Genomic DNA, 22595 nt, shown 5'->3' with positions numbered 1-22595 from the left:
TCCGGCTAAAAGAGGGCAGTTACGCGGTCCCTGGTGGGCATGTGCTAGCCTTTGACCGCCAAGGCCGGGCGTATTTCTGGTCTTGTCCGGCCGGGGAGTTGGCGTACCTTTATCAGGGCACCATCACCGACCAACAAGTCAAGTTTCGGTTGACCAAGCAAATTTTGCGCCATGGACCGGGGACCCGGATTCAAAGTATGGGGTATAACCCGCATAACAATCGCTTGTACTTGGTGGCCGACGATTCGGTGGCCAGCTTACCAATCAGTAAGCTGGCGGGACGCGGGCGGTTGACCAGCGCAGATGTGCGCTGGACTCGCTTTGCGTCTCACCGGGAATTTGAGGGCTTAGACTTTAGCGAACAGGGGCTGCCGTACCTATTGAGTAATCACCAGCCGGAGATCTTGACGGGGAACAATTTTGATTGGTAAACTGACCGCCCAGACCAGTAGGTGACCCATAATGGCCGGTTCAAACGAGCACTAGCTTGAACCGGTCATTTTTAGTATAAACAAATTTGTAAGACGTCTACGCCCGCCTCGTGCTGGAAGCACGTATAATGGGGGCTAGGTAGTCAGCAAATTGGGGGAATTTGGATGCACACACTTTGGCGGTGGAATCAGGTGGTGAGTGATTGGCGCGCGATGCAAGTGATTCGCCGCGCCTTGATTATCACGTACCCGTTTATTTTAGTGATGACGTTGATCGATGCGGTGGGCAGCAGTGTGCTAGCAGCCAACGGCTTTTTCTTTCAGATTTACCATGTCGGGACCTGGTTGCCGGAGGTGGCTTTGTGGCGACAGGCTTTTCAAATCATGGGGCTGGCCATTAATAATATCGTGGCCGTCATCGTGGCCTTTGCGACCGGGTACTTTTTAGCGTTGACCTATAAATGCAACGCGTTAGCGGTCGGCCTAGTCAGTACTATCGCTTTTTTAACTTTAAACTTCAACTACACGGTGCTCAATCAGCAGTCGGCGACCGAAGCAGGGGGGCAGTTCGTCGAAAACAACTTGGGCCCTCAAGGTATCTTTTTGGCTATCGTCGTGAGACTGGGCGTCGCGTGGTTGGCCCACCAATTCGTGACGCGAACCAGACGCTGGGCTTGGGTGAGTCGGTTGACGCTGACCGGGCGGGGTTGAGTCTGGTCTTAGTGGTGACCATTGCGGTGGGCTACGGATTGAGTGCGCTGAACCCCGGTGGTCTGAATGGCTTGGTCTACGCGGGGGCGACGGCGTTGATCATGAACCCTGGCCACTATGGGATCCGCATTCTTGCCGTCACCACGTTCAATAATCTGATGTGGTGGCTCGGCCTGATTGGGCCGGTCGAGTTGTCTGGCAATAACTCGGTCAAGTCATTGCAAAACTTGGCCGTCGCGGTCCAACATGGGTCGGTGTGGCACGCCCCGAATGCCATCACCCTGCACACGCTGGGTGACGCTTACGCCAACTTTGGCGGGGCCGGCATGACGTTGGCCCTCATCATCGCCATCTGGTTGGGGTCGCGTCGGCCGCGGGACCGGCAGATGGCGACGCAGACCTTTTTGCCCAATCTGGTCAACCTGAACAACGCCACGTTGTTGGGGCTACCAGTTCTGTTCAACCCGTTATTGCTGGTCCCGTTCTTAGTTGCGCCGGCCGTCAACATCGTCTTGGCCTGGTGTGCCATCACCTGGAAATTGGTGCCCCCCATCGCCTACCCGATGCCGCGGACCACGCCGGGACCCCTTATGGCGTACTTGGGGACCGGCGGCGACTGGCGCGCTTTGCTACTTAGTCTGGTTTGCCTAGCGGTCTCCGTGGCGATTTATTGGCCGTTCATCAAGCTCTTGAACCGGGTCGAAGGAGATGACGCTGATGAAACGTAAGGTAATCCTGGCCGCCATCGTGGTGGTCGTGGTGGCGGCCATCTTTTTTCCGAGCACCGCGTGGATGCGCCAAAAAATCACCCACTACAAGTCGGCTTACCGGACCCCACTGGATCCGACCATCATGGTTCCGGGCTCCAGCGCCAGTCAGGACCGCTTTGACACCTTGATCACCCAGTTGCGAGAAGAGACCAAAACGGCCCACAGCGTGTTGAAGGTCAAGGTGGCGACCAACGGGCACTTATCCTATACGGGTGCCATTAAACGGGGCGATAACCACCCCTTTATCGTGATTGCCTTTGACAATAACCGGGACGGCTACGTTAATATCAATAAACAGGCTAAGTGGTTAGCCATCGCCTTTAAGGACCTGGTCAAGCCGTACCATTTCAATCACTTTTCGGCGTTGGGCCACTCCAACGGCGGCCTGATTTTGAGCCTCTTTTTGGAACAAAACGAACAACAACTCAAATCCGTGACCATCGACCGCTTGATGACGATTGCAACACCGTATAACATGGAATCAAACAGTACGACCGAACGCACGGCGATGCTCAAAGAACTCATCGCCGGGCGGACCCGGTTGCCGAAAAAGTTGGTCGTTTATTCGGTCGCCGGCACGGAAAACTATTCCAGTGACGGGACGGTACCCGCCAACAGCGTCAACCAGGGGAAGTATCTCTTTCAAAACCACGTCGCGCACTACACCCAGATCACCGTGACGGGCGATGATACCACGCACTCGGATTTGCCGCAAAATAAGCAAATCGTGCTGCTGATTCGGCAATACTTGCTGAAAGAAAACGTCCCAAGTCGGGCACCGACCAAGAAGCGGCGGACCATCACGCCGACCGTGGCGACCCGTGAGATCGATGGCGGGGGCGAGACCCCCTAAACTGTGGCACACGAGTCCGGCATTTTCCGGACGGAAAGGCGGTCAGCATGACATTTCGCCAACTTGATTATTTTTTGATGGTGGCTAACGTGGGGCAAATCACCGCGGCCGCCAAACAACTCCATATGGCGCAACCACCTCTGAGTTATCAATTGAAGCAACTTGAATCGGAACTGGGGGTGCAACTCCTGCGTCGCGCGGCCAGCGGCGTGAGCCTAACTCCGGCCGGTGAACGGTTGCGCGACTATGCTCAGCAGTTGATCGATTTACGGGACTAAGCGACCACCGAAGTCCGGGGTTTGGGGCAGGGGATTGCCGGTGTCTTGACGATCGGGGTGACCTCTTCGTCGATTGGCGCCACCCCTAACGCTAAGTTACGGACGTTGACCCGCCATTACCCGCAAGTCCAACTCAAGTTGGTCGAAGCTAACACCTATGTCTTACTGGACCAATTAGCGCACCACCAACTGGACGTGGCCATCGTGCGGACGCCGTTTAACGCGGCTCAGCTGACCGTCAAGCCACTCGCGACCGAACCAATGGTGGCGGTCGTGCCACCAAAATACGACTACGTTGCGGGGAACACGTTGCGACTCGAGGCGTTGCAACCCTTACCCCTGATTATTTACCGCCGCTTTGCTCGGCAGTTTCAGGCCACCTTTGCCAAGCACGACCTTACACCATTTATCGCCTGTACCTGTGATGATGCCCGCACTGCGGTCCAGTGGGCCAACGCGCAACTCGGAGTGGCGTTGGTGCCACAGTCCGTGGCCGAACAGGAGCCTACGGAAAAGACCGCGGTCCGGGTGATTCGCTATCATGCCTGGCAGACTACGCTTAAGTTGGTGTGGCCGGAGGCAGTTCCGATCAGTCCGCTCCTTCAGCGGTTCATCGACAGTTATTGACGCCACGGTGACTTAAAAAGACAGACCAATTTAACGGGGGTGCCATACGATAAAAGTATGGCACCCCCGTTGTGTTGGAGTGACCGGGATGGGGCATAGTGGCAGGATTTTTACGGGTTCGGGGATACCGGTAAATTACCAATCCGGTGGCGGGAAAGATTGAATGGCCACGCACAAACTAGCGGTAAGCGTAAGTCATGGACCGATAAGATTCCATTTTGGCGCCAGACTACCGGCTCATTACGGCTAGTTGGGGTTTGTGCGGTCATCACAAGTAAGTTGGGGGCCGAGACTTGCCCCTGCGGACGGAAAAGCCGATAATCAAAGTTATAATCAGACGAAATGATGGAGGGGTTAACTCATGGGAGAAACTGCATTGCTCATGCTTGGCGTGGGCGTGTTTGCCGGCATTGCCGGCGCCATCTTGGGCATCGGTGGTGGGATGATCATCACGCCAATCTTGACCCTGGGGATGGGCTTAAATATTAAATATGCGATTGGGGCCAGCATCATTGCGGTCATCGCGACCAGTTCGGGGTCGACAATCGCGTACTTGCGCGATAACGTGTTGAACCTGCGGGTCGCCATGTTTTTGGAGATTGCGACCACGATTGGCGCTATCGCTGGGGCCTTATTGACCGGGGTCTTAGATCCGAAGTATCTGTACCTGTTGTTTGGGTGCTTGCTGGTCTTTTCCAGTTGGAACATGTACCGCAAGTTGCGCCGTGGCCAGGAAGTCTTACAACGGGTAGAACCCGATAAGATTGCCGCGAAGCTCAAGCTCAACGGCAGTTATTACGATAAAGTAGAGATGAAGGACGTGGACTACCAGGTCGAAAACGTGCCGGCCGGCTTTTCCGTAATGTTTGGGGCCGGCGTGGCGAGTGGGTTATTGGGTATCGGGTCAGGGGCCTTCAAAGTGATGGCGATGGATACTTTCATGAAGATGCCCTTGAAACCGTCCAGCTCGACGTCGAACTTGATGATGGGGGTCACCGCCGCGGCTAGTGCAACGGTGTACTTCTTCAACGGTTCGATTTTACCCACGATCGCCGTCCCGATGGCGTTGGGCATCCTGATTGGTGCGGCGCTAGGGTCGCGTATTATGCAGATCCTGCCGTCACGCTGGATTCGCATCGTCTTCATTCCGGTGCTTCTGTACATCGGTGGTCAGATGCTCTTTAAGGGATTGGGGGTTCACTTCTAATGGCAGATAAACCAGCAACCGCCAAAGAAATGGCGCAAGTCGAGACCGTCATCGGGCGCATTTTACAAATCGGGGTCATCTTTTCCGCCATCGTGATGGCGATTGGCCTCATCCTCTTCCTCGCTACTGGTCAGTCGGGGTATCCCGGCGATACCCTGCCACTACAGTTTGGGGCGATTCTAGTGGGGACTTGGCACCTGAAGTCCTTTGCGATTATGATGTTAGGCATTTATTGTTTGATTCTGACCCCCGTTTTACGGGTGGTCGTCTCCATTTATGCTTTCTATCGGGAAAAGGATCACCTTTACGTGGCCATCACGACGACCGTTTTGATTATTTTGATGATTGCGTTAGTGATTGGGATTTACGACAAATAAGCACAATGATTATTAGGATTGTGATAACACACAAAAAGGACGCGCTAGATTTCGCGTCCTTTTTGTGTCCTAACGTTTGAACTTGGGTAACACGTGGAACCGGATAGCCTTACCGATTTCGGTGACCACAAGCACCACGGTCCCCGCTAGTAGTGGAATCCCCCAGCCGTCCCAAAAGGCGATGCTGGTGGTGTTGAAGATCAGTTGCATGGCGGGCAGATAAATGATGCCTAACTGTAAGAGAATTAATAAGCCGACGATATAAAAGGCCATCTGATTTTGGAAAAAGTATCTGGAGATGACCGGATGGTCGTTTCTCAAGTTGAACAGGTAGAAAATCTTGCCGAAGATGATGACGTTCAAGGTCATGGTACTGCCAATGACGACGGGCAAGCCCAGGCGGGTCAGGTAGTCGAAAACCCCAATGCCTAGCCCAGAAATCAAAAGTGCCACGTAGGTGATTTCGAAGGTATCGAGTTTGGATAGTAAACCGCGACGAACGTCTCGGGGGCCGCGGGTCATGATGGTGTCGGCGGCGGGTTCAAAGATGAAAGCGAACTGGATGGTCAGTGCCGAGACCATGTTGATCCACAGCAACTGGGCCGGATAGAGGGGCAGTTGCTGGCCCAGCAAGATGCTTAAGATGACCACTAGTCCTTCGGCAAAACTGGTCGGCAATAGGAACCGGATAGTCTTACGGATATTATCGAAGACGTGCCGGCCCTCGAAAACGGCGGCGACGATGTCGGTAAAGTCATCGTCGACTAAGACCATGTCGGCGGCCTCCTTGGCGACTTCGGTCCCCTTGATGCCCATAGCGACCCCGATGTCGGCCTGCTTTAAAGCCGGCGCATCGTTCACGCCATCTCCGGTCATGGAAACGACGTGGTGATTGGCCTGTTGGGCCTGCACGATGCGGAGCTTGTTGGCCGGGGTAGTGCGGGCGAAGACGTTATAGTTATCGATAACGGCAGCCAATTGGGCGTCACTTAACGCGTCCATCTCGGGGCCGGTCAATGCCCGGACGTGGTCGGCCAAACGCAGTTTTTGGGCAATGGCGACGGCCGTATCGGGGTGGTCACCGGTGATCATTTTGACCTGGACGCCGGCACGTCGCAAATCGGCGATGGCCGTGGTGGCTTCCTCGCGCGGTGAATCGATGATGCCGACCAACCCCACCAGAGTCAGCTGGCGAATCAAGTCCGGTGTGATACGGGTCACGCTGGGGTCAACGCGCCGTTCGGCTAAGGCCACGCCCCGTAAGCCACTGGTGGTCAATCGGTGGAGCTGGGCGCGCCAATAATCGGTGGCGGTGTCCGCCGTGGTCAATTGTAAGAGACTAGTCGGGGCGCCCTTGACCATCAAAACGTGCTGGTCGTCCTGTTCAACCAGGCGGGCCGAAAAGCGGTTGGCCGAATCAAACGGCAACGCGTCGAGTGCGTGGACCACGGGGTCGTGGCCCGTCAATTTACGGTACAGCGTGGTCAGTGCGCCGTCAGTCGGTTCACCGGTCAACTGCCAATTCTGGTGGTCGAAGTGCAACTGCGCGTCGGTAGTCTGTCCGGCGATACGTAGTAAGCGGCGCATCGCGTGGTCGTGCTGCCAGGAATACTTTTGGTGGGCCAGTTCCAAATCGCCGTCAAACGAAATGTGGCCGTTGTCGTCGTAGCCGACCCCGGTGACCGTAAAGGCGTGTTCCGGGGTCACGACCTTGGTGACCGTCATTTCATTTTTGGTCAACGTGCCGGTCTTGTCGGTGTTGACGATGTCGACGGCGCCCAGCGTTTCGACGGCCGGTAAAGTTTTCACGATAACGTTTTGCCTGGTCATCTTGCGGGTCCCCATAGCGAGGACCACCGAGGTGCTGGCGGGCAGACCTTCGGGCATCGAGCCCACGACCATGGTGATGACCGCGATGGCCACAGATAGGCTGACACCCAAACTGTTCAGGTTTTGCATCAACGGGGTGGGCTTGGGCTGGACGGTTTCGACGGCCCCCTGAATCTGACCGATTTGGGTCGCATCCGCCACCGCCAGCACGATGCCACGGCCGGAGCCGTTGGTGACGGCGGTCGAGGCGAAAGCCAAGTTACGCTGCTCGGCTAGTGGTAAGTTGTTGGCCGGTAGTGGTTTGGCCTGTTTAGCGACCGGGTTGGTTTCTCCGGTCAAGATAGATTCCTGGATGCTTAGGTTATCGGCGGCGACTAAACGCAGGTCGGCAGGGACCGCGTCACCGGCTTCGAGGACCACTAAGTCGCCCACGACCAAATCACGGGCGTCAATCTCGCGTTTGACCCCGTCCCGGATGACGATGTTTTTGGAAATCAATAGCTCACGAATCCGTTCAAGGGCATTGCCCGCTTGGCGTTCCTGGACGTAGCCGATGATGGCGTTGGCGATAATGACCAGGCCGATAACGATGAAGTCCGAGTAGCGGTGCATCAGAAAGGTTAAAACGGCCGCGGCGGTCAGAATATAGATGATGCTGTTGTTGAACTGTTTGATGAATTGAATGAACCGCGACTGTTTTTTAGTGGTTAATTCATTGCGTCCCAACTGTTTTAACCGGTCACGAGCCAGTTGGGTAGTCAGTCCAGTCTGGGGATTCGTGTGGTAGTGGGCCGCCAGAGTCTTGGCAGATGGTTGCCAAGGTTGTGAGATCAACTGGGGCGAAGCGACCGTTGGCGGTGCGGTAGATTTTGGCGAAGTGGGAACTTGATTTTGTATCACAAAAATGACCCCCCAACATAAAAATCGCACAGGGCCTCCGTAATTGGCTCGGGAAGTGTATCCATGGAACTCACTAGTAAAAGGGGACTGGTCGTTGGTACCAGTTTTAAGTGCCGTTATTAACTAATGTAAATCATCGTGCGGAGACCCAATGTGGTCAGTTTTAGCTGACGGTTTTAGGATAGCAGGTTAGCGAATCGCCGGGCGATTTAGTGACTTTCCTAGTAATCTCATCATCTTTACTAGCCTCAGCTGTCAAATTAGTTACAATTGCGGCGGTTTCCCCGTATGATAGAGGAGGAAACGACGTCTAGCAACGTGACGTCACGATTGAACTTTTTCGTTGTGCGACCGCGTGAAGCGGAGCCGCAACGAGCACGGGAGATTTTTTCATGACTAAGGAAACCCCTGACCGGAACCTGCCAGCGACGTTCGTGAACGACCCCACGTCACTGCAGGCCATCGATCAATTTCGGCAATTAATGTTGAATTACCGCAGTGCGATTCAGGTCATGCGGACTAAGATTCGTTACCTGGATCAGGAGTACCAGATTCAAAATGGGCATAGCCTGGTGGATAGTCTGCAATCGCGGATCAAGTCGCCAGAAAGTATCTTGGAAAAGGCCCAACGCAAGCACTTTGACTTCAACTTAGCGACGTTACCGCACGACATGCACGATATCGCGGGGATTCGGGTCATCGTCCGCTTCGAAGATGATATTCAGGCGATGGAACAGCGGTTGGCCCAACAACCGGACCTAAAAATCATCCGGCGCAAGGACTACATTACCCACCCCAAGCCCAATGGGTATCGAAGTTTACACCTAATTTTGGCGGTGCCGGTCTTTTTAGCGGCGGGGACGGTTCAGGTGAAGGTGGAAGTCCAAATCCGCACGATTGCGATGAACTTCTGGGCCTCGCTGGAACATGAATTGAACTATAAGAAGCAGTTACGTAACCAGGCAGCGTTAAAACGCCAGCTCTTGGAGAAAGCGCAGTTGGTCCACGAGTTGGACCACGACATGAACGCCCTGAAAAATCAAATTCGGGCGGCCGGACGACCGGTCGATCCGAATGCGCCGGATTAGACATTAAAATGGTGCCCCCCAGATTACGGGGAGCACCATTTTAACGTCTAAAGTTTTCTAAGTGGCTAACGCGACCACCAACGGAATGGTTAGTAAACTGAGCAACGTCGATAGACTCATCACCGCAATGGCTGGCGCCGCATCCGCGTGAATCTGTAAGGTGAACAGGACCACGACGCCAGCGACGGGACAGGCAATCATGATCAGCGTGGTGGTGTAGGCGATGCCGCTCACGCCTAACAGGGTCAATAGCCCTGCCCCCAAGAGGGGAAAGACTAGGTTCCGGAAAAGAAGCGTCAACCCCAGCCAAGGGTTCAACATTTGTTTACTGAAGGTGATTTGGGCCAGGCTGTTGCCGATGACAATCATCGATAATGGCGTGTTGACGGAACCGACCGCCGTGACGATGTGGTTGAGCGTCCCCGGTAAGTGCCAGCCGCTCAAGAAGAGCAAAAGGCCCACAACGATAGCGATAATGTTGGGGTTGAGCAGGACTTGACGGGCCTGATGGGTCGCGGGGGTGTGAAAGAGCCGCACGCCTAAGGTCCAACTGAACAGGTTGAAGCCGGCTAAGGCCACGACCGCGTAGAAGACGCCAGTGCTCCCGAACAACGCGCTGATTAGCGGGATACCCATGAAACCAGCGTTAGAATAGATACTGCCGTACTGGGTGATGCGCCGCAGGTTCGGGTCATGCAAGTGCCCGAAAATCAGGCGCGCAAGCAAAGTCACGATGAGGTACCAGACGAAGGTCCCTAACGCGGCCAGGAGGAATTGGTGCATCCGCGACCCCGAGAAGGGTTGCTCGAAGGCCCCGATGATCAGACAGGGCGACACCACGTAGAGCAAGATGTTAGTCAGGTCGTTAGCCGTTTGGGCGTGCATCAGATGACACTTATTGATCAGGACCCCAATCAACATTAGACCGAACATCAAAATGATTTGGGTGGTCAGTTGACCGATTTGCAAGTGAGGACTTCCTTTCACGAGGTGGTCCGCGCACTAAAAAGGACCTGGAACGAATCCAGGCCCGTTTTTAAAATCCGGAGTTGTTCAACGTTGCCGTTGAGCAGCGGCGAACGAGTTAGTTCTTTGCAGACTTCTTGTCGCTACGACCTAATAACGCGATTCCATTAACCGCAATGACGGCCACGACAGCCATCGTAATCCCCAATTGGAGGGGTTGGTAAGGCATCTGTTCCAGGGACTTTCCAACGTATCCGATGATTTCCCCAAAGATAACTGACCAGAAAATTACGACGATGTTTGCTTCGACCCACTTCATCCGCGTCACCTCACAATCTCATTAATCGTTATTAGTTTAACACGATTGGCCGGCCACGGGTAGTTAAGATTTCGCGAGCGACCAGTTAGAAAAGTCGCAAAGGTTGCGCTGTTTGTGAAAAGTCGATATACTAAGGAAAAATTAAGAAATTGGTTGAAGCGACTGCTTTTCAAGAATTCGGTCTGCCTTGGGTTGGGTGGATGGTACGGGGAAGTAGGCGCTTTTTTTGCGCTTGAAGGAGGATTTATGGAATTATTAGGGAACTTAACACTAATCTTATTAGCCACCACGATTGTGGGGCACTATAGTACCCGCATCGGGATTCCCGCGGTGATTGGCCAACTGATTGTGGGGATTGTCTTGGGGCCAGCCATGCTGGGGTGGTTGCACCTGACGCATAATTTGGACAGCTTTGCCGAGATCGGGGTCATCGTCTTGATGTTTATCGCCGGGCTGGAAAGTGACCTGCAATTATTGAAACGCTATTTAAAGCCCAGCATCCTGGTCGCCGTCTTAGGGGTCATCGTACCGGTCTTGGGGACCTTTGCCATCGGCGAACTGTACCACTTGCCGTTCAATGAAAGTTTGTTCTTAAGTATCATCTTCGCGGCCACGTCGGTCTCCATCTCCGTGGAAGTCTTAAAGGAAATGAACGCTTTAAGCAGTCGTGAAGGGACGACCGTTTTAGGTGCCGCGGTGGTCGACGACGTGTTAGCGGTGATCATCTTGAGTGTCGTTATCTCGACGACGGGGACCTCGGTCTCTAGCGGGGTGTCGGGCAATCGGCTCGTGACGACCATCTTACAAGTTATCTACTTTGCGGCCATCTACTTCGTGGTCCGTTGGATTGCGCCGTACATGGCTAAAATTGGGGACCGCTTGTTGATCCCGATGGGGCAGGCGTTGATGGCCATGATCCTGTGCTTCGGGATGGCTTACGTGGCCGAATTGGTTGGCTTGAGCGACGTGGTGGGGGCTTTCTTTGCCGGAATCGCCGTTTCCCAGACGCCGGCGAAGTTGACGGTCGACCGGCATATCGAGCCCGTGGGTTACGCGGTCTTTATCCCGGTCTTCTTCGTCAGTATCGGGCTCAACATGGACTTCGACGGCTTGAGTAAGCAACTGGGCTTCATCGTGCTCTTAACGGTCGTGGCCATTGCTAGTAAGCTGGTCGGGGCCGGCGGCGGGGCTAAACTCGCCGGCTTCTCGTGGGGCAGTTCCGCCGCCGTGGGGGCCGGGATGGTCTCCCGGGGTGATGATTATCGCCCAAATCGTCTACTCGGCTAAGTTGATGTCGCCGGTGCAGTACTCGGCGGTCGTGGCGGCGATTATCCTGGCCACGTTGGTCGCACCATTCCTGTTACGCTGGACCATGAATCACGTGACCCGCAACCAAAAGGATCGCTCGAAGGTCCGGCCCATGAGTCACGATTAAATAAATTATAGCAAATCAAGGCGGGCCTAGCGGTGCGCCTTTTTTGCGGATGAACGTCGAGTTTAAGTGTTGGTAAAATTGATTAACGTGGTAAAATAAGTCTGTTAACAGATTCAGGGGAAATTAGGTCATGAACAAAACGGTGGGGCGTTTTGGCTCAGAGGAGCAGGGGGAATTGCGATGCGACTGAGTTTTAACCCGAAGTTTTACCGAAACTGGCCCTTTTGGGTGGGCGTGATTTTCCTGCTAGGCGATTGGGGATTGCGAATCGCAGGAATTTTCACCAGCGACCCACTTGGGGTCATGATTGGGATTGTCTGGCTGGTTATTGGGGTGTTATTGCCGATAGGGTCAGATTGAAAAAAGACAGCTAACGTATTTTGACGTTAGCTGTCTTTTTGCTTAGGCCTAGATTCAATTAATGACGCTTTGCTGCGTGGTGGGCTTTTAATGGACGTTGCCCCTCCGCTAAAAACCACAGCGCACCAAAGAGCAATAGGGACACGAGACTGATGACGGCGCCTAACTTGAGTCCTGGGGTCTTGTAGACCAAAGTGACGTGGTTGGTGCCGGGCTTGATGGGCACTCCGATCATGCCCGGATAGTTTTTGACCACGGGGATGACCGATTGGGCGTGCATCGCCGATTTGATGGCCACGGGTTTACCGTTGACCGTTGCGGACCATCCCGGCGTCTTCGGAATGGCGACGTACAGCAGGTTACGCTGTGCTGTACCGGTCACGGTCCCTGAGATCCAGGACACGCCACTCTTAGCAGATAACTTCAAGCGGTGTTTGGCCAGGTGTTTGGTGAAACGGTGGTAGGCCTTCTGGTTCAAGGAGACAAACTGGTTATGGTAACCGGCGTCCGGCTTGCGGGTCACGTAACTGACCTTGACGGTACTGCCCTTGCGGTGTTGGCCCAGACTGAAGACGTAACGGAAACCATCGGCGTTGATCATCGGCTTGACCTTTCGTCCGTTGACTCGCAGACTGGAGTAGATGACACCGTTTTCTGGCGAGTATCCGTGCAGGAGGCCCGTTGCGGTGACGCGCAGCGTGACGGTCTGATAGTACATTGGGCCTGCATGGTGGGAGTGGGTCATGGTTTTATCCGGAATCGGTGCCAGGTCCTTGGCCGTGGCGCGGTGTTGCGTCATACTGATGACGCCCGCGGGGGACAGCGTGTTGGGCTGGGCCCCCATGGCGGCCAGGACGTGTTGCTGGTTGTTTAACGCGTTTTGGTCATCGAGTTGGAGGTCTGCGACCTGTGCGGGCACGGCAAAGCCAATCCCGGCGTAAGTCGATAAGGTGTTGATTGGCGGTGTCTTAAAGGCGTTCAAACGGTACTTGACCCCCAGCAAAGTATCGGTAACGTGGGTGTAGCCTTGGGCACTGATACGCCGGACGTTGGGGCTGAAGTAACCCAGGTCGTGTTGGAAGACCCGTGACTGCTCGTTGAGCGTGGAGGAATACGCGCTAATGCCAGCATAGTTCAGGAGCAGGGGGTCGTTGTAGTGGTTGTAGGCACCCAGATAAGCCTTACCAATGGTCGAGTGCAAATAGTCGATGCGGTGTAAGCTGTTGGTTTTAGCACCGACCTGTTTGAGCAGAGCACGGTTCGCGCGGTAGTCCTTGGCAAATTGGGTCTGGGACCCGAAATCGATGCCGTGGGTTCCGACCAAGAAGCTCCCACCGAGCTCACAAGCGATGATGACGCCCATGAGGCCGATGCGGACCGGGCGCCACTCACTGATGAACAGAAGCATGGTATTGAGCAACAGGAGGCCCAACGCTAACCATAACAACTTGAAAGCCGGTTGACTCTGTAAGTAGAGGTGGTTGTTCAACGATGGGTCGAACTGGTAGTAGAGTTGCGGTAAGGTGCGCGCGGCGATGAAGCCGATGGTCAGCAGTCCCGCACCCCAGACCAACGCCAGGACCTTTTGTGGGTCGTTCATGGTCTGCGCCGGGTGAGTCTGCCAGGCGCGGTAGGCCGTCACGATGGCGAAGAACGTGAAGAAGTAGACGTTTCTAAAGGGAAAGCCGGCCGGTTGCTGGAACATGTGCCAGATGGTATTGAATAGAGTGATAAAGAGTCCCAGTCCCATGAGAATCAGCAACCACATGGTCCGCTTCTTTTCCACGGCTAGAATCCGGGGCGACACGAAGTAAACGATGAGCAACAGGAACATCAAGGTGCCCATGAACAGTGACGGCGTGTGGTAAAGGTGACTGGCGTAGTTACTGCCGGCCGGGCCGAACTGGGCTAAGATCTCGGGACCGAACTGGGGCGTTGGCAAGTAGTTCTTGATAAAGAAGTTGCTTTTACCGGTCAACAGCATCCCTAACCCCGTGGGAATCAAGACAATCATGGTCATGCCCCCGGCTAAGAGGGAGCCAATCAAAAACTGCCGAATGACCGGCCGGTGCAAGCGCCAGACCGTCGTCAGTGAGGTGACCGAAGCCTGATGTTCCTCCAGCAGGTAACTAAAGTACAATACCGAGAACAGGCAAGTCATGTAGCCCATATAGTAGTTAGAAAAGATGGTTAGGGCTAAACTAATGGTGTAGAGCCCAAAGTGGTGGTGCTTAACCAACCGGTGGAGCCCTAACGCGACCAGCGGCAAGAGGATCAAGGCGTCCAGCCACATCATGTCGTAAAAGTACATGGTAACGAAGCCACAGAGACTAAAGGCGGTGGAGAACAGCAGTAATGACCAGCCAGTTTTTAAAAAAGCGTGGCGCAAAAAAATCGCCATCGTCAGGCCAATCGTGCTAATCTTTAAGATGATGATCCAAGTTAAAGCCGTGGTCATATTGGTCGCCGGAAACAGGAAAATCAATAAATTGAACGGGCTGATCACGTAGTAGGCTAACAGTGGTAGTAGCCCACTACCGGTGCCCAATGAAAGGGAAAAGAGGTGGAACTGACCGTGCAGGATGGTGGTGCGCAGGTATTCCAAAATGGGGATGTACTGTGCGCCCATATCGCTGAATAGAAAGTTCTGGTTCCCAAATGGGGTGATTTTTAGGGCCCAGAAAGTGACCACTAAAATAATGAACGGGACTAAAAAAGCGCCCCCATATACCCAGCGACTGACTCTCAGAGCCGCGAGGGTATCCCGATGTTGTTTCATGACAAACTCCTCCGTATAATTTTTCAAAAAGCGGGCCCGTTGCGGCAAGCTCTTGACGGTACTGCGAAGTAGGCAAGCAGTCGGGGGCAACGGGCGGTAGCTAGTCTTCGATACTATTTAGCATAACACGCTGGCTAGCCGGGACAAAGCGCCCCTGGCTGATTCGGTCAAATTTTAAACAAGTCGTATCAATCGGCATTAGCCGCAAACCACGGGGCAGTAAAAAGTGGCTTAAGGTGCCGTTATCCTTTAACCGGTAAACTAACGGATTAGAGCCGGTCAGGGGAAGTTGGCTGGACAAAACAGTCCCAACCATCAATCAAAAAGGCCTCGAAACGATGAGAACACGGGGCCAGTAATCATAAGGAGGAATGCCCGTTGAGTGCAACTGCCAAAGTATTAGTTGTGGAAGATGAACGTGAATTAGCCGCGGACATCGTGGAATTGATCAAACCGATTTGTGAACCGACGACGGCTTACGATGGGGAACAGGGGGAATTTTTAGCCAATCAGGACGTCTTTGACGCCATCATTTTGGACCTAATGCTTCCCGGCGAAAGTGGGTTGGACCTGTTGTTGCATATTCGCAACCAGGGGATTGCCACCCCGGTGTTGATTTTGACAGCTAAGGACACGATTGCCGATAAGCTGCGCGGCTTCAATGACGGGGCCGACGATTACGTGACCAAGCCCTTCCACAGAGAAGAATTGCTTGCCCGGATGAAAGCCTTGTTGAAACGCACGGGTCACTTGAATAACAGTGACGTGATCCAATTGGGGCAACTGGCTATCAACACTAGTAAGCACCTCGCAACCTATAATGGTGACCCCCTGACTTTAAAGGGGCGCGAGTTCGACTTATTGGCGTATCTTGCGGCCAATCCGGGGACCATCATCACCAAAGAACAGATTTTCAACCGGCTGTGGGGCTTTGATTCTGAGACCAGCCTGTCCGTGGTGGAAGTCTACATGAGTAACCTGCGCAAGGAATTGAAACGCGCGGGCAGTGATTTGTCCGTTCGCACGATTCGCAACGCCGGGTATATCGTGGAGGCCCCCGATGAGCAATAAAGTCAATCGTTCCCAACAGTGGCAGCTGTTTTGGAGCAGTCTGATTGGGTTTTCGATCATTTTCATCTTATTGGGTGTGATAGTGTTCATCCTGTTCAGCCGCGCCATGCTGACCAGTACCGGCCAGGCACTACAAGTTGAAAAAACGGCTCAACTCCAGGGACCACCCCGCCAAATGCCGGTCAAAAAAAATCAAGTAAACCAAAAAACGCAGTACAAGCATAACGCCCAGCAGCACCCCTTTATGACCACCACGCTGGTCTATAATCAAAACGGGAAAGTGGCGAACAAGGGGCAACTGGGCTCGCGCTATGACACGTTAAAAAATATTACCCTCCATCCTTCACAAGTCAACGAGTTGCGGACCATTCAGGTAGCGGGGAAATATAACTTCCGTACGCTACTGGTCAAGGCGCCGAAGAAGGTCGCCGATAAGACCGTGGCCGGCAAGTATCTCTTGATCATGGAAAATATCGACCCCCAAAAGGCCGCGATGAGCAACTTCACCCAGGTCATGTTAATCACCATGGGGGTCTTCTGGGTCCTGTCAATCGCGATGAGTGTCTGGATGTCACGACTGACCATGCGACCGATTCTGCGGTCCTGGGGCCGGCAGACTGAGTTCGTGGGCAACGCCGCCCACGAGTTGCGAACGCCGTTGACTATTATTCAAAACAAGTTGGAGTTTCTGTTGACGCGGCCCAACGATAAAATTATCGACCAGGCAGCTAACATCGCGATTGCCAACAGTGAAAGTCAGCGCCTGCAAAAATTGACCCACGACTTGCTGGCGTTGGCCCGCTCGGACTCCAATAGTATCCAAACGAACTTTGAACCCACCAAGGTCGCCGCGTTCTTGGCCGCAACGGTGGAACCCTACACGGAAATTGCGGCTAGCCAGGGGAAGACCTTGCGCTTGGCGACCGTGATGCCGTTCAAGGCAGTTTTGGACCAGGCCCTGATTCATCAATTGATGAATATTATGATTGATAACGCCTTGAAGTACTCGCCTAAGGGCAGTACCATCACGATTTCGGCACATAAAATCACGCCGCGGCGGTGGCAACTGGTGGTGGCTGACCAAGGTATCGGTATTCAGGGTAAGGACCGTCAGCGTATCTTTGACCGCTTTTACCGAATTGACACCTCCCGGGCCCGCCAAACTGGGGGCAACGGCTTAGGGTTGTCGATTGCCCACTGGATCGTCGATTTGCACCACGGCTCGATTGCGGTGCGGGATAACCACCCTAAAGGAACTCGATTTATTACCACGCTTCCGTTAACACCGCCTAGTGGTGGTCATCACGGAAAGTCGAAGACCACTAAAACTAAATAAGACTCAGGCTGATCAGTACGGGATTCTAGGAACAGACTAGGATGCCGGGGTTGGCCTTTTTTGATGGGGTAAGGGTTCTGATTGAAGAATAGAAGTTGTTAGGAGTATACTGTTTTTAACATTTGAAATCACCGTTTAAAAATAACGAGTTAATCAAAAACGGCGATTTCCGATTTTTAGAATGCCGGTCTGACGGGATTTGTTTAGTGTAGTCCCCACGTATGTGAGGGTGATTCTCGCAGGCTGCGCAGCCTCAATAGTTCCAGCAAGTAGTCCCCACGTATGTGAGGGTGATTCTTGATGGACCGGGCAACTGAAATGCTCATCAAGGTAGTCCCCACAGGTGTGGGGTATTCTTCCCGTGTATGTAAGTTTGATGCACAAGGGACTGGTACATAAAATCAACTTAACAAACACTTGTAATTGCTTTGTTAAAAGTGATCTGGTGTGGCGGTACTAGAAGTTGTGAATAGTGGCTTCAACCATAAAGTAGTGGAATTAAAGACGTTTTTTTTGATAAATGAATCAAAAGGAACTATACCTTAAATTAAAGAGGGAAACGAAAGATGTTGTAATTATTGAGAATAAAAATTGAAGTTAACTGTGATAAAGCACATGGTAATATGCTTGATGATTACTTAAAGGAGGCATAACGTGGCCTTTATAGTAGCGTTTAAATTCAGATTAAAACCAAATAAGGAGCAAGAAAAACTAATTTGGCAAAATATTAATGGTGCTAGGTTAGTATATAATCTCTTACTCGAGGACAATAATAGGATTTATAAAGAGTACAAAAAATCATCGACGTTGACAGTAAAACAAATTAAGGATGATCCTAAGTATGCTTTTTTAAAAGGGTGCGATGCAAATGCTCTTGCTTATAGTAAAAGGCATTTAGATCAGGCTTTCAAAAATTTCTTTAGGGGATTGAAAAAACATCGAAAGATAGGTTACCCTAAATTTAAAAGCTTAGCGCATAGTGCCCTAACGTATACGACTTATAGAGCTTCTAGTTACAAGAACTCGCCAATAGAAGAAGGAAATTTGGCTTTAAATGAGAAAAAAGGGTTAGTGAAATTACCAAAAATTGGGTGGGTAAAAGTTATTAATCATAGGCCAATTCCAAAAAGTGGGAAGATAAAATCTGGAATTATTAGTGCTGATCGCATTGATAGATATTATATATCTATATCAGTAGAACTGCCGGATGGTTATTTTCTTAATTTAAAGGAGAGGTCGGCTAACCGTGTCGGGGTAGACGTTGGAATTAAGTATTTTGCTACGTTGAGTAACGGAATAAAAATAAAAAATAAGCATTTTTTAAAAAATCAGGAGCAGAAACTAATTAAGCTACAGCGGAAGCGTGATCGTATGCAGAGAGGAAGTAATAATTATCGTAAGGCCAATATGAAATTACGAAAATTACACGCAAGAATTGCAAGGCAACGACGCGCTTTTGTACAGCAAACTTCGACCGACTTAATAAAAAATAATTATGTTATTGCTATTGAAAACCTGAATGTAAAGGGAATGGTTTCTAACCATAAACTCGCAAAAAGTATCGAAGAAGAGGGATTTAATGAGTTTAAGCGAGAGCTTGTTTATAAATCAGAATTCTATGGACGGAAAGTAATTGAAATTGATCGTTTCTATCCCTCTTCTCAAATCTGTTGTGTGTGTGGCTATCAAAATAAAGAGACGAAGAACTTAGCCGTTCGTGAATGGCAGTGTCCTAAATGTGGCACAATTCATGATCGAGATATAAATGCAGCTAAAAATATTCTAAAAAAGGGATTAGAAAAAATCTAATTATACATTTTAACCGTCTGTCCTGGCGGGGATAGCCTGTTTATGAAACTGACGCCTCTATATACTGCTGGTGAGCGGTTTACAAGCGTTGTTGCTGGCAGGAAGTGTAGATGTTTAATAGGTTGATGAAGTCATCAAATGACACCTATAAGGAACCTGCAATACGCAGATGAAAACGGCCTGTCAGGTTGATGAAGTCATCAAATGACACCTATAAGGAACCCGTTAGGCGCGGTCGAATTCTGCATCCGTGGTTGATGAAGTCATCAAATGACACTTATAAGGAACACCTTCACGCAAAAACCGATCACGTTGCCGGGTTGATGAAGTCATCAAATGACACCTATAAGGAACCTAAGTTCAGGATACCTGACCGTGGCTAAAGGTTGATGAAGCCATAAGTGAAACATGTAAAAAGAATAGTACAATTAAGACTAAGTAACTGTCAGGTTGATCAATATGGCATGCTGGTGACAAACTAGGACGCCAGGGTTGACCTTTTTTTGATGGATGAGGGTTCCGATTGAAGAATTGAAGTAGGAGTATACTGTTTTTTACATTTGGAACAGGATTTGAAAATGACAAGTTAATCAAAAACAATGATTTCCGATTTTTAGAATGCCGGTCTGGCGTGATTTGTTTAATGTATTCCCCACGTATGTGGGATAATCCGCTGTACTGCCTAAAATGCGCCTTTAAATCTACATAATTCTGCGCCTTAGCCCTTGTGCAACGGTTTGCAGAATTTTTTTAATATGGTAAGCTTTGTTGATCAAGTTAAATCGAAATTGGTACAGGTCTAAGGAGCTTTCTTATGTTAACTATCCGTGATATCGCCGCTAAAGCTGGGGTCTCCGTTTCCACCGCTTCACGCGCGCTTAATAATAATCCACGTATCAGTCAAGCGACGCGCGAACGTATCCAGAAATTAGCCGCCGCGGAGGGCTATTTGCCCAACTATAACGCCAAAAATTTAACGGCGGGGGAGGCCAATGCCGTCGGGGTCGTGTTCCCGACGACGGCCCACACCGTTCCCGAAAATCCGTTTTATATCGACCTCTTACGGGGAATCAACGCTCAATTGGTCCAGCGCCACTACGTCTTGTCAGTCGCCATCAGTGCGACCGCCGACGAGCTACTCAAGAACGTGCAATCGATGGTCGCTCAAGGTAAGATTAAGCGCTTCATCTTGTTTTACGCCCATGAAGACGATCCCATCGCTGATTACTTACGCCAGCAACATCTCCGGTTCGTCACGATTGGTCAACCGGACCAACAACACAACGACCTGTTCGTGGATAACGACAACCTCCAGGCTGGTATCGGCGGGGCGACCTTTTTGTTGGATCAGCTCCACGTGAAGCACCCAGTCTTCGTCGAGTCCGACCACGATTGGGCCTACGAACACCAGCGCCGCGAAGGGTACGCCCGCGTTGCCGCACGCTTCAACGTCAACCCGCTAACCTGTAAGCTAGGGGAGTTGAACCGGGTGCGAGCGTTTATCAAGCGCCATCCCGAAATCGACGGTATCATGGCAACGGATGACTTTAACGGTATCGAGTTTTACCGCTTACTGCGTGAGACGGTTGCTGTGAACCACTTTCCCATTGTGAGCTTCAACCGCTCCTTACCAGCGGGGTTGACCGATGCGGACCTGCATTCGGTGGACCTGTTTCCCGAAAAGATGGGGAATGCGGCGACCGTGTTGCTATTTAGCGACCGCGAGCCCTTAGCCACCCCAACACCGGGGCAGATTCGGATTCCGTACGCCATCGGTTAACGATTGGTGTGGGCCATTGTTGCACGGTCTTCGCGAAAAAAATAAATTAGTTTTGACCGTTAAATTCGGTTTTGACACCATTTTGTCACGGGTTATCGCCCGGCAGAGTGGTGTTTTTAATTGTCAGGCGGCCCAATCGAGAATTGGACCGGGCCACCGAAACGAGGAAAAAGTTTTGTGCAAACGGTTGCGTTATAATGAAAGCGGTGTCATAATGACTTATGTAATCGGTTGCGCAGTATTTAACGCAACGTCTTAGCTATTATTTTTTCATGAGTTGGTTTAAGGAGGTTTTACATCATGGCAGATGTCACAAAAGATACCACGACAGTCGATAATCCCAAGACGGGACTACCGAAGTTGTCGGCCAGCACGATTTGGATGATCAACTTTGGCTTTCTCGGGGTCCAAACAGCGTTTACCCTGCAAAGTTCACAGATGAGTCGGATCTTCCAGACCATTGGGGCCGACCCGAACAACTTGGGGTGGTTTTTCATTTTACCACCACTAGCCGGCATCATTGTTCAACCGATCGTGGGGTACTATTCCGACCGGACCTGGGCGCCTAAGCTCGGGGGACGGCGGTTACCGTACCTGTTATTAGGGGCGATCGTCGCGGTCATCGTCATGTGTCTGCTCCCGAACTCCGGGAGCTTGGGCTTCGGCTACGCGTCGTTTGCGGCGCTATTATTCGGGGCCATCACCGTGGCGTTTCTGGACTTGTCCTCTAACGTGGCGATGCAACCATTCAAGATGATGGTTGGGGACATGGTCAACGATGATCAGAAGAGTTATGCTTACGGGATTCAAAGTTTTCTGTCCAACACCGGGGCCGTTTTGGCCGCCGTTCTCCCATTTCTGCTTGCCTACTTTGGGTTGAAGAACGTGGCCGCTAAAGGGGTCGTTCCTGATACGGTCAAGGCTGCCTTTTACATCGGGGCCATCTTGCTGGTGGTTACCAGCTTGTTTACCATTTTCCGGGTCCATGAATACGATCCAGATACTTACGCCATGTACCACGGCATCACTAAGGAAGCCAATTCCACTGGTGGGAACTGGTGGACGTTACTGAAGTCCGCGCCAAAGGTCTTCTGGACCGTCACCTTAGTTCAGTTCTTCTGCTGGTTTGCTTTCCAGTATCTCTGGACTTACTCCGCTGGGGCCATTGCCGACAACGTTTGGCACACCACTAACGCAACGTCCGCGGGCTATCAAGCCGCTGGGAACTGGTACGGGGTCTTGGCCGCCGTTCAGTCCATCGCCGCTGTGGTTTGGTCTTACGTTTTGGCCAAGTTACCGAACCGGGTCCACAAGTTAGGCTACGCGGGTAGTCTGTGCTTAGGGGCCATCGGATTCATCTCCGTGTTCTTCATTCACAACCAGTACACCCTGATTGGGTCGTTCGTTCTGGTCGGGATTGCTTGGGCCGCGATGAACACTTACCCACTGACTATGGTTACCAACGCCTTGTCTGGGGCCCACATGGGGACTTACTTAGGCTTGTTCAACGGCTCGATTTGCTTGCCACAAATCATCGCGTCTGTTGCCAGCTTCGCACTGTTCCCACTGTTAGGGAGCTCACAATCTAACATGTTCCTGCTCGGGGGCATCGTGATGGTGATCGGGGCACTCTCCGTCTTCTCCATTAAAGAAACTTACAAGGCCTAA

The 22595-nt window shown here is 51.9% G+C and carries 18 protein-coding genes and 2 pseudogenes; 16 read left to right on the top strand and 4 right to left on the bottom strand.

Annotated features, from left to right (window positions below):
- The 8 genes and pseudogenes from DXH47_RS11685 to DXH47_RS08215 all read left to right on the top strand — a co-directional run.
- Positions 1-431 (top strand): annotated as a pseudogene (locus DXH47_RS11685) (hypothetical protein); the annotation flags it as partial.
- A gap of 165 nt (positions 432-596) precedes the next feature.
- Positions 597-1142, top strand: a complete 546-nt coding sequence (locus DXH47_RS11900) for a PTS transporter subunit EIIC (protein ID WP_225423540.1) — start codon at positions 597-599, stop codon at positions 1140-1142.
- Complete coding sequence (locus DXH47_RS11895) at positions 1064-1870, top strand: PTS transporter subunit EIIC (protein WP_225423539.1); 807 nt, start codon at positions 1064-1066, stop codon at positions 1868-1870. The genes DXH47_RS11900 and DXH47_RS11895 overlap by 79 nt, the downstream gene beginning before the upstream one ends.
- Positions 1860-2765 carry an alpha/beta hydrolase gene (locus DXH47_RS08230; RefSeq protein WP_129032871.1) on the top strand — a complete coding sequence of 302 codons (906 nt, stop codon included), beginning with the start codon at positions 1860-1862 and terminating at the stop codon, positions 2763-2765. Before DXH47_RS11895 ends, DXH47_RS08230 begins: the two co-directional genes overlap by 11 nt.
- 47 nt (positions 2766-2812) lie before the next feature.
- On the top strand, positions 2813-3043 hold the full coding sequence (locus DXH47_RS11890; RefSeq protein ID WP_225423538.1) for a LysR family transcriptional regulator: 231 nt from the start codon (positions 2813-2815) through the stop codon (positions 3041-3043).
- Positions 3044-3064: 21 nt separating this feature from the next.
- A complete protein-coding gene (locus tag DXH47_RS08225; protein ID WP_225423537.1) occupies positions 3065-3670 on the top strand; it encodes a LysR family transcriptional regulator substrate-binding protein in 606 nt (201 codons plus the stop codon).
- A gap of 361 nt (positions 3671-4031) precedes the next feature.
- Positions 4032-4877: a sulfite exporter TauE/SafE family protein gene (locus tag DXH47_RS08220; protein WP_129032870.1), complete on the top strand. Its 846-nt coding sequence runs from the start codon at positions 4032-4034 to the stop codon at positions 4875-4877.
- The gene (locus DXH47_RS08215) at positions 4877-5254 is read left to right on the top strand and encodes a DUF1634 domain-containing protein (RefSeq protein WP_129032869.1); all 378 of its coding nucleotides are present in this window, start codon (positions 4877-4879) and stop codon (positions 5252-5254) included. Before DXH47_RS08220 ends, DXH47_RS08215 begins: the two co-directional genes overlap by 1 nt.
- A 69-nt stretch (positions 5255-5323) precedes the next feature.
- On the opposite strand, the gene DXH47_RS08210 is transcribed toward DXH47_RS08215, so the two are convergent.
- Complete coding sequence (locus tag DXH47_RS08210) at positions 5324-7918, bottom strand: HAD-IC family P-type ATPase (protein WP_225423541.1); 2595 nt, start codon at positions 7916-7918, stop codon at positions 5324-5326.
- A 458-nt stretch (positions 7919-8376) separates the two neighbouring features.
- Between DXH47_RS08210 and DXH47_RS08205 the strand changes: the two genes are divergently transcribed.
- On the top strand, positions 8377-9072 hold the full coding sequence (locus DXH47_RS08205; protein ID WP_129032867.1) for a GTP pyrophosphokinase: 696 nt from the start codon (positions 8377-8379) through the stop codon (positions 9070-9072).
- 57 nt (positions 9073-9129) lie between these two features.
- Here the strand turns inward: DXH47_RS08205 and DXH47_RS08200 are convergent, their stop codons facing one another.
- Positions 9130-10041 (bottom strand): AEC family transporter, encoded by a 912-nt coding sequence (locus DXH47_RS08200; RefSeq protein WP_129032866.1) that lies wholly within the window; start codon positions 10039-10041, stop codon positions 9130-9132.
- A gap of 115 nt (positions 10042-10156) precedes the next feature.
- Positions 10157-10357, bottom strand: a complete 201-nt coding sequence (locus tag DXH47_RS08195) for a YjzD family protein (protein WP_129032865.1) — start codon at positions 10355-10357, stop codon at positions 10157-10159.
- Positions 10358-10603: 246 nt separating this feature from the next.
- Between DXH47_RS08195 and DXH47_RS08190 the strand changes: the two are divergent.
- Positions 10604-11792 (top strand): annotated as a pseudogene (locus DXH47_RS08190) (cation:proton antiporter).
- Positions 11793-11972: 180 nt separating this feature from the next.
- Complete coding sequence (locus DXH47_RS08185; protein ID WP_129032864.1) at positions 11973-12152, top strand: hypothetical protein; 180 nt, start codon at positions 11973-11975, stop codon at positions 12150-12152.
- Positions 12153-12210: 58 nt separating this feature from the next.
- On the opposite strand, the gene DXH47_RS08180 is transcribed toward DXH47_RS08185, so the two are convergent.
- Positions 12211-14931 (bottom strand): YfhO family protein, encoded by a 2721-nt coding sequence (locus DXH47_RS08180; protein ID WP_129032863.1) that lies wholly within the window; start codon positions 14929-14931, stop codon positions 12211-12213.
- A 378-nt stretch (positions 14932-15309) separates the two neighbouring features.
- Here DXH47_RS08180 and DXH47_RS08175 point away from each other — a divergent pair, with 378 nt between their 5' ends.
- From DXH47_RS08175 to DXH47_RS08155, 5 genes are all read left to right on the top strand, one after another.
- Positions 15310-16002, top strand: a complete 693-nt coding sequence (locus tag DXH47_RS08175) for a response regulator transcription factor (RefSeq protein ID WP_129032862.1) — start codon at positions 15310-15312, stop codon at positions 16000-16002.
- A complete protein-coding gene (locus DXH47_RS08170) occupies positions 15992-17338 on the top strand; it encodes a sensor histidine kinase (protein WP_129032861.1) in 1347 nt (448 codons plus the stop codon). The genes DXH47_RS08175 and DXH47_RS08170 overlap by 11 nt, the downstream gene beginning before the upstream one ends.
- A gap of 654 nt (positions 17339-17992) precedes the next feature.
- Positions 17993-19147 carry an RNA-guided endonuclease TnpB family protein gene (locus tag DXH47_RS08165; protein ID WP_129032860.1) on the top strand — a complete coding sequence of 385 codons (1155 nt, stop codon included), beginning with the start codon at positions 17993-17995 and terminating at the stop codon, positions 19145-19147.
- Positions 19148-19961: 814 nt separating this feature from the next.
- On the top strand, positions 19962-20927 hold the full coding sequence (locus DXH47_RS08160) for a LacI family DNA-binding transcriptional regulator (RefSeq protein WP_129032859.1): 966 nt from the start codon (positions 19962-19964) through the stop codon (positions 20925-20927).
- Between the two features lie 300 nt (positions 20928-21227).
- Positions 21228-22595: an SLC45 family MFS transporter gene (locus DXH47_RS08155; RefSeq protein ID WP_129032858.1), complete on the top strand. Its 1368-nt coding sequence runs from the start codon at positions 21228-21230 to the stop codon at positions 22593-22595.

The organism is Levilactobacillus suantsaii, assembly GCF_004115745.1.
GTDB lineage: Bacteria > Bacillota > Bacilli > Lactobacillales > Lactobacillaceae > Levilactobacillus > Levilactobacillus suantsaii.
This window is presented reverse-complemented; position numbering and strand designations above follow the sequence as displayed.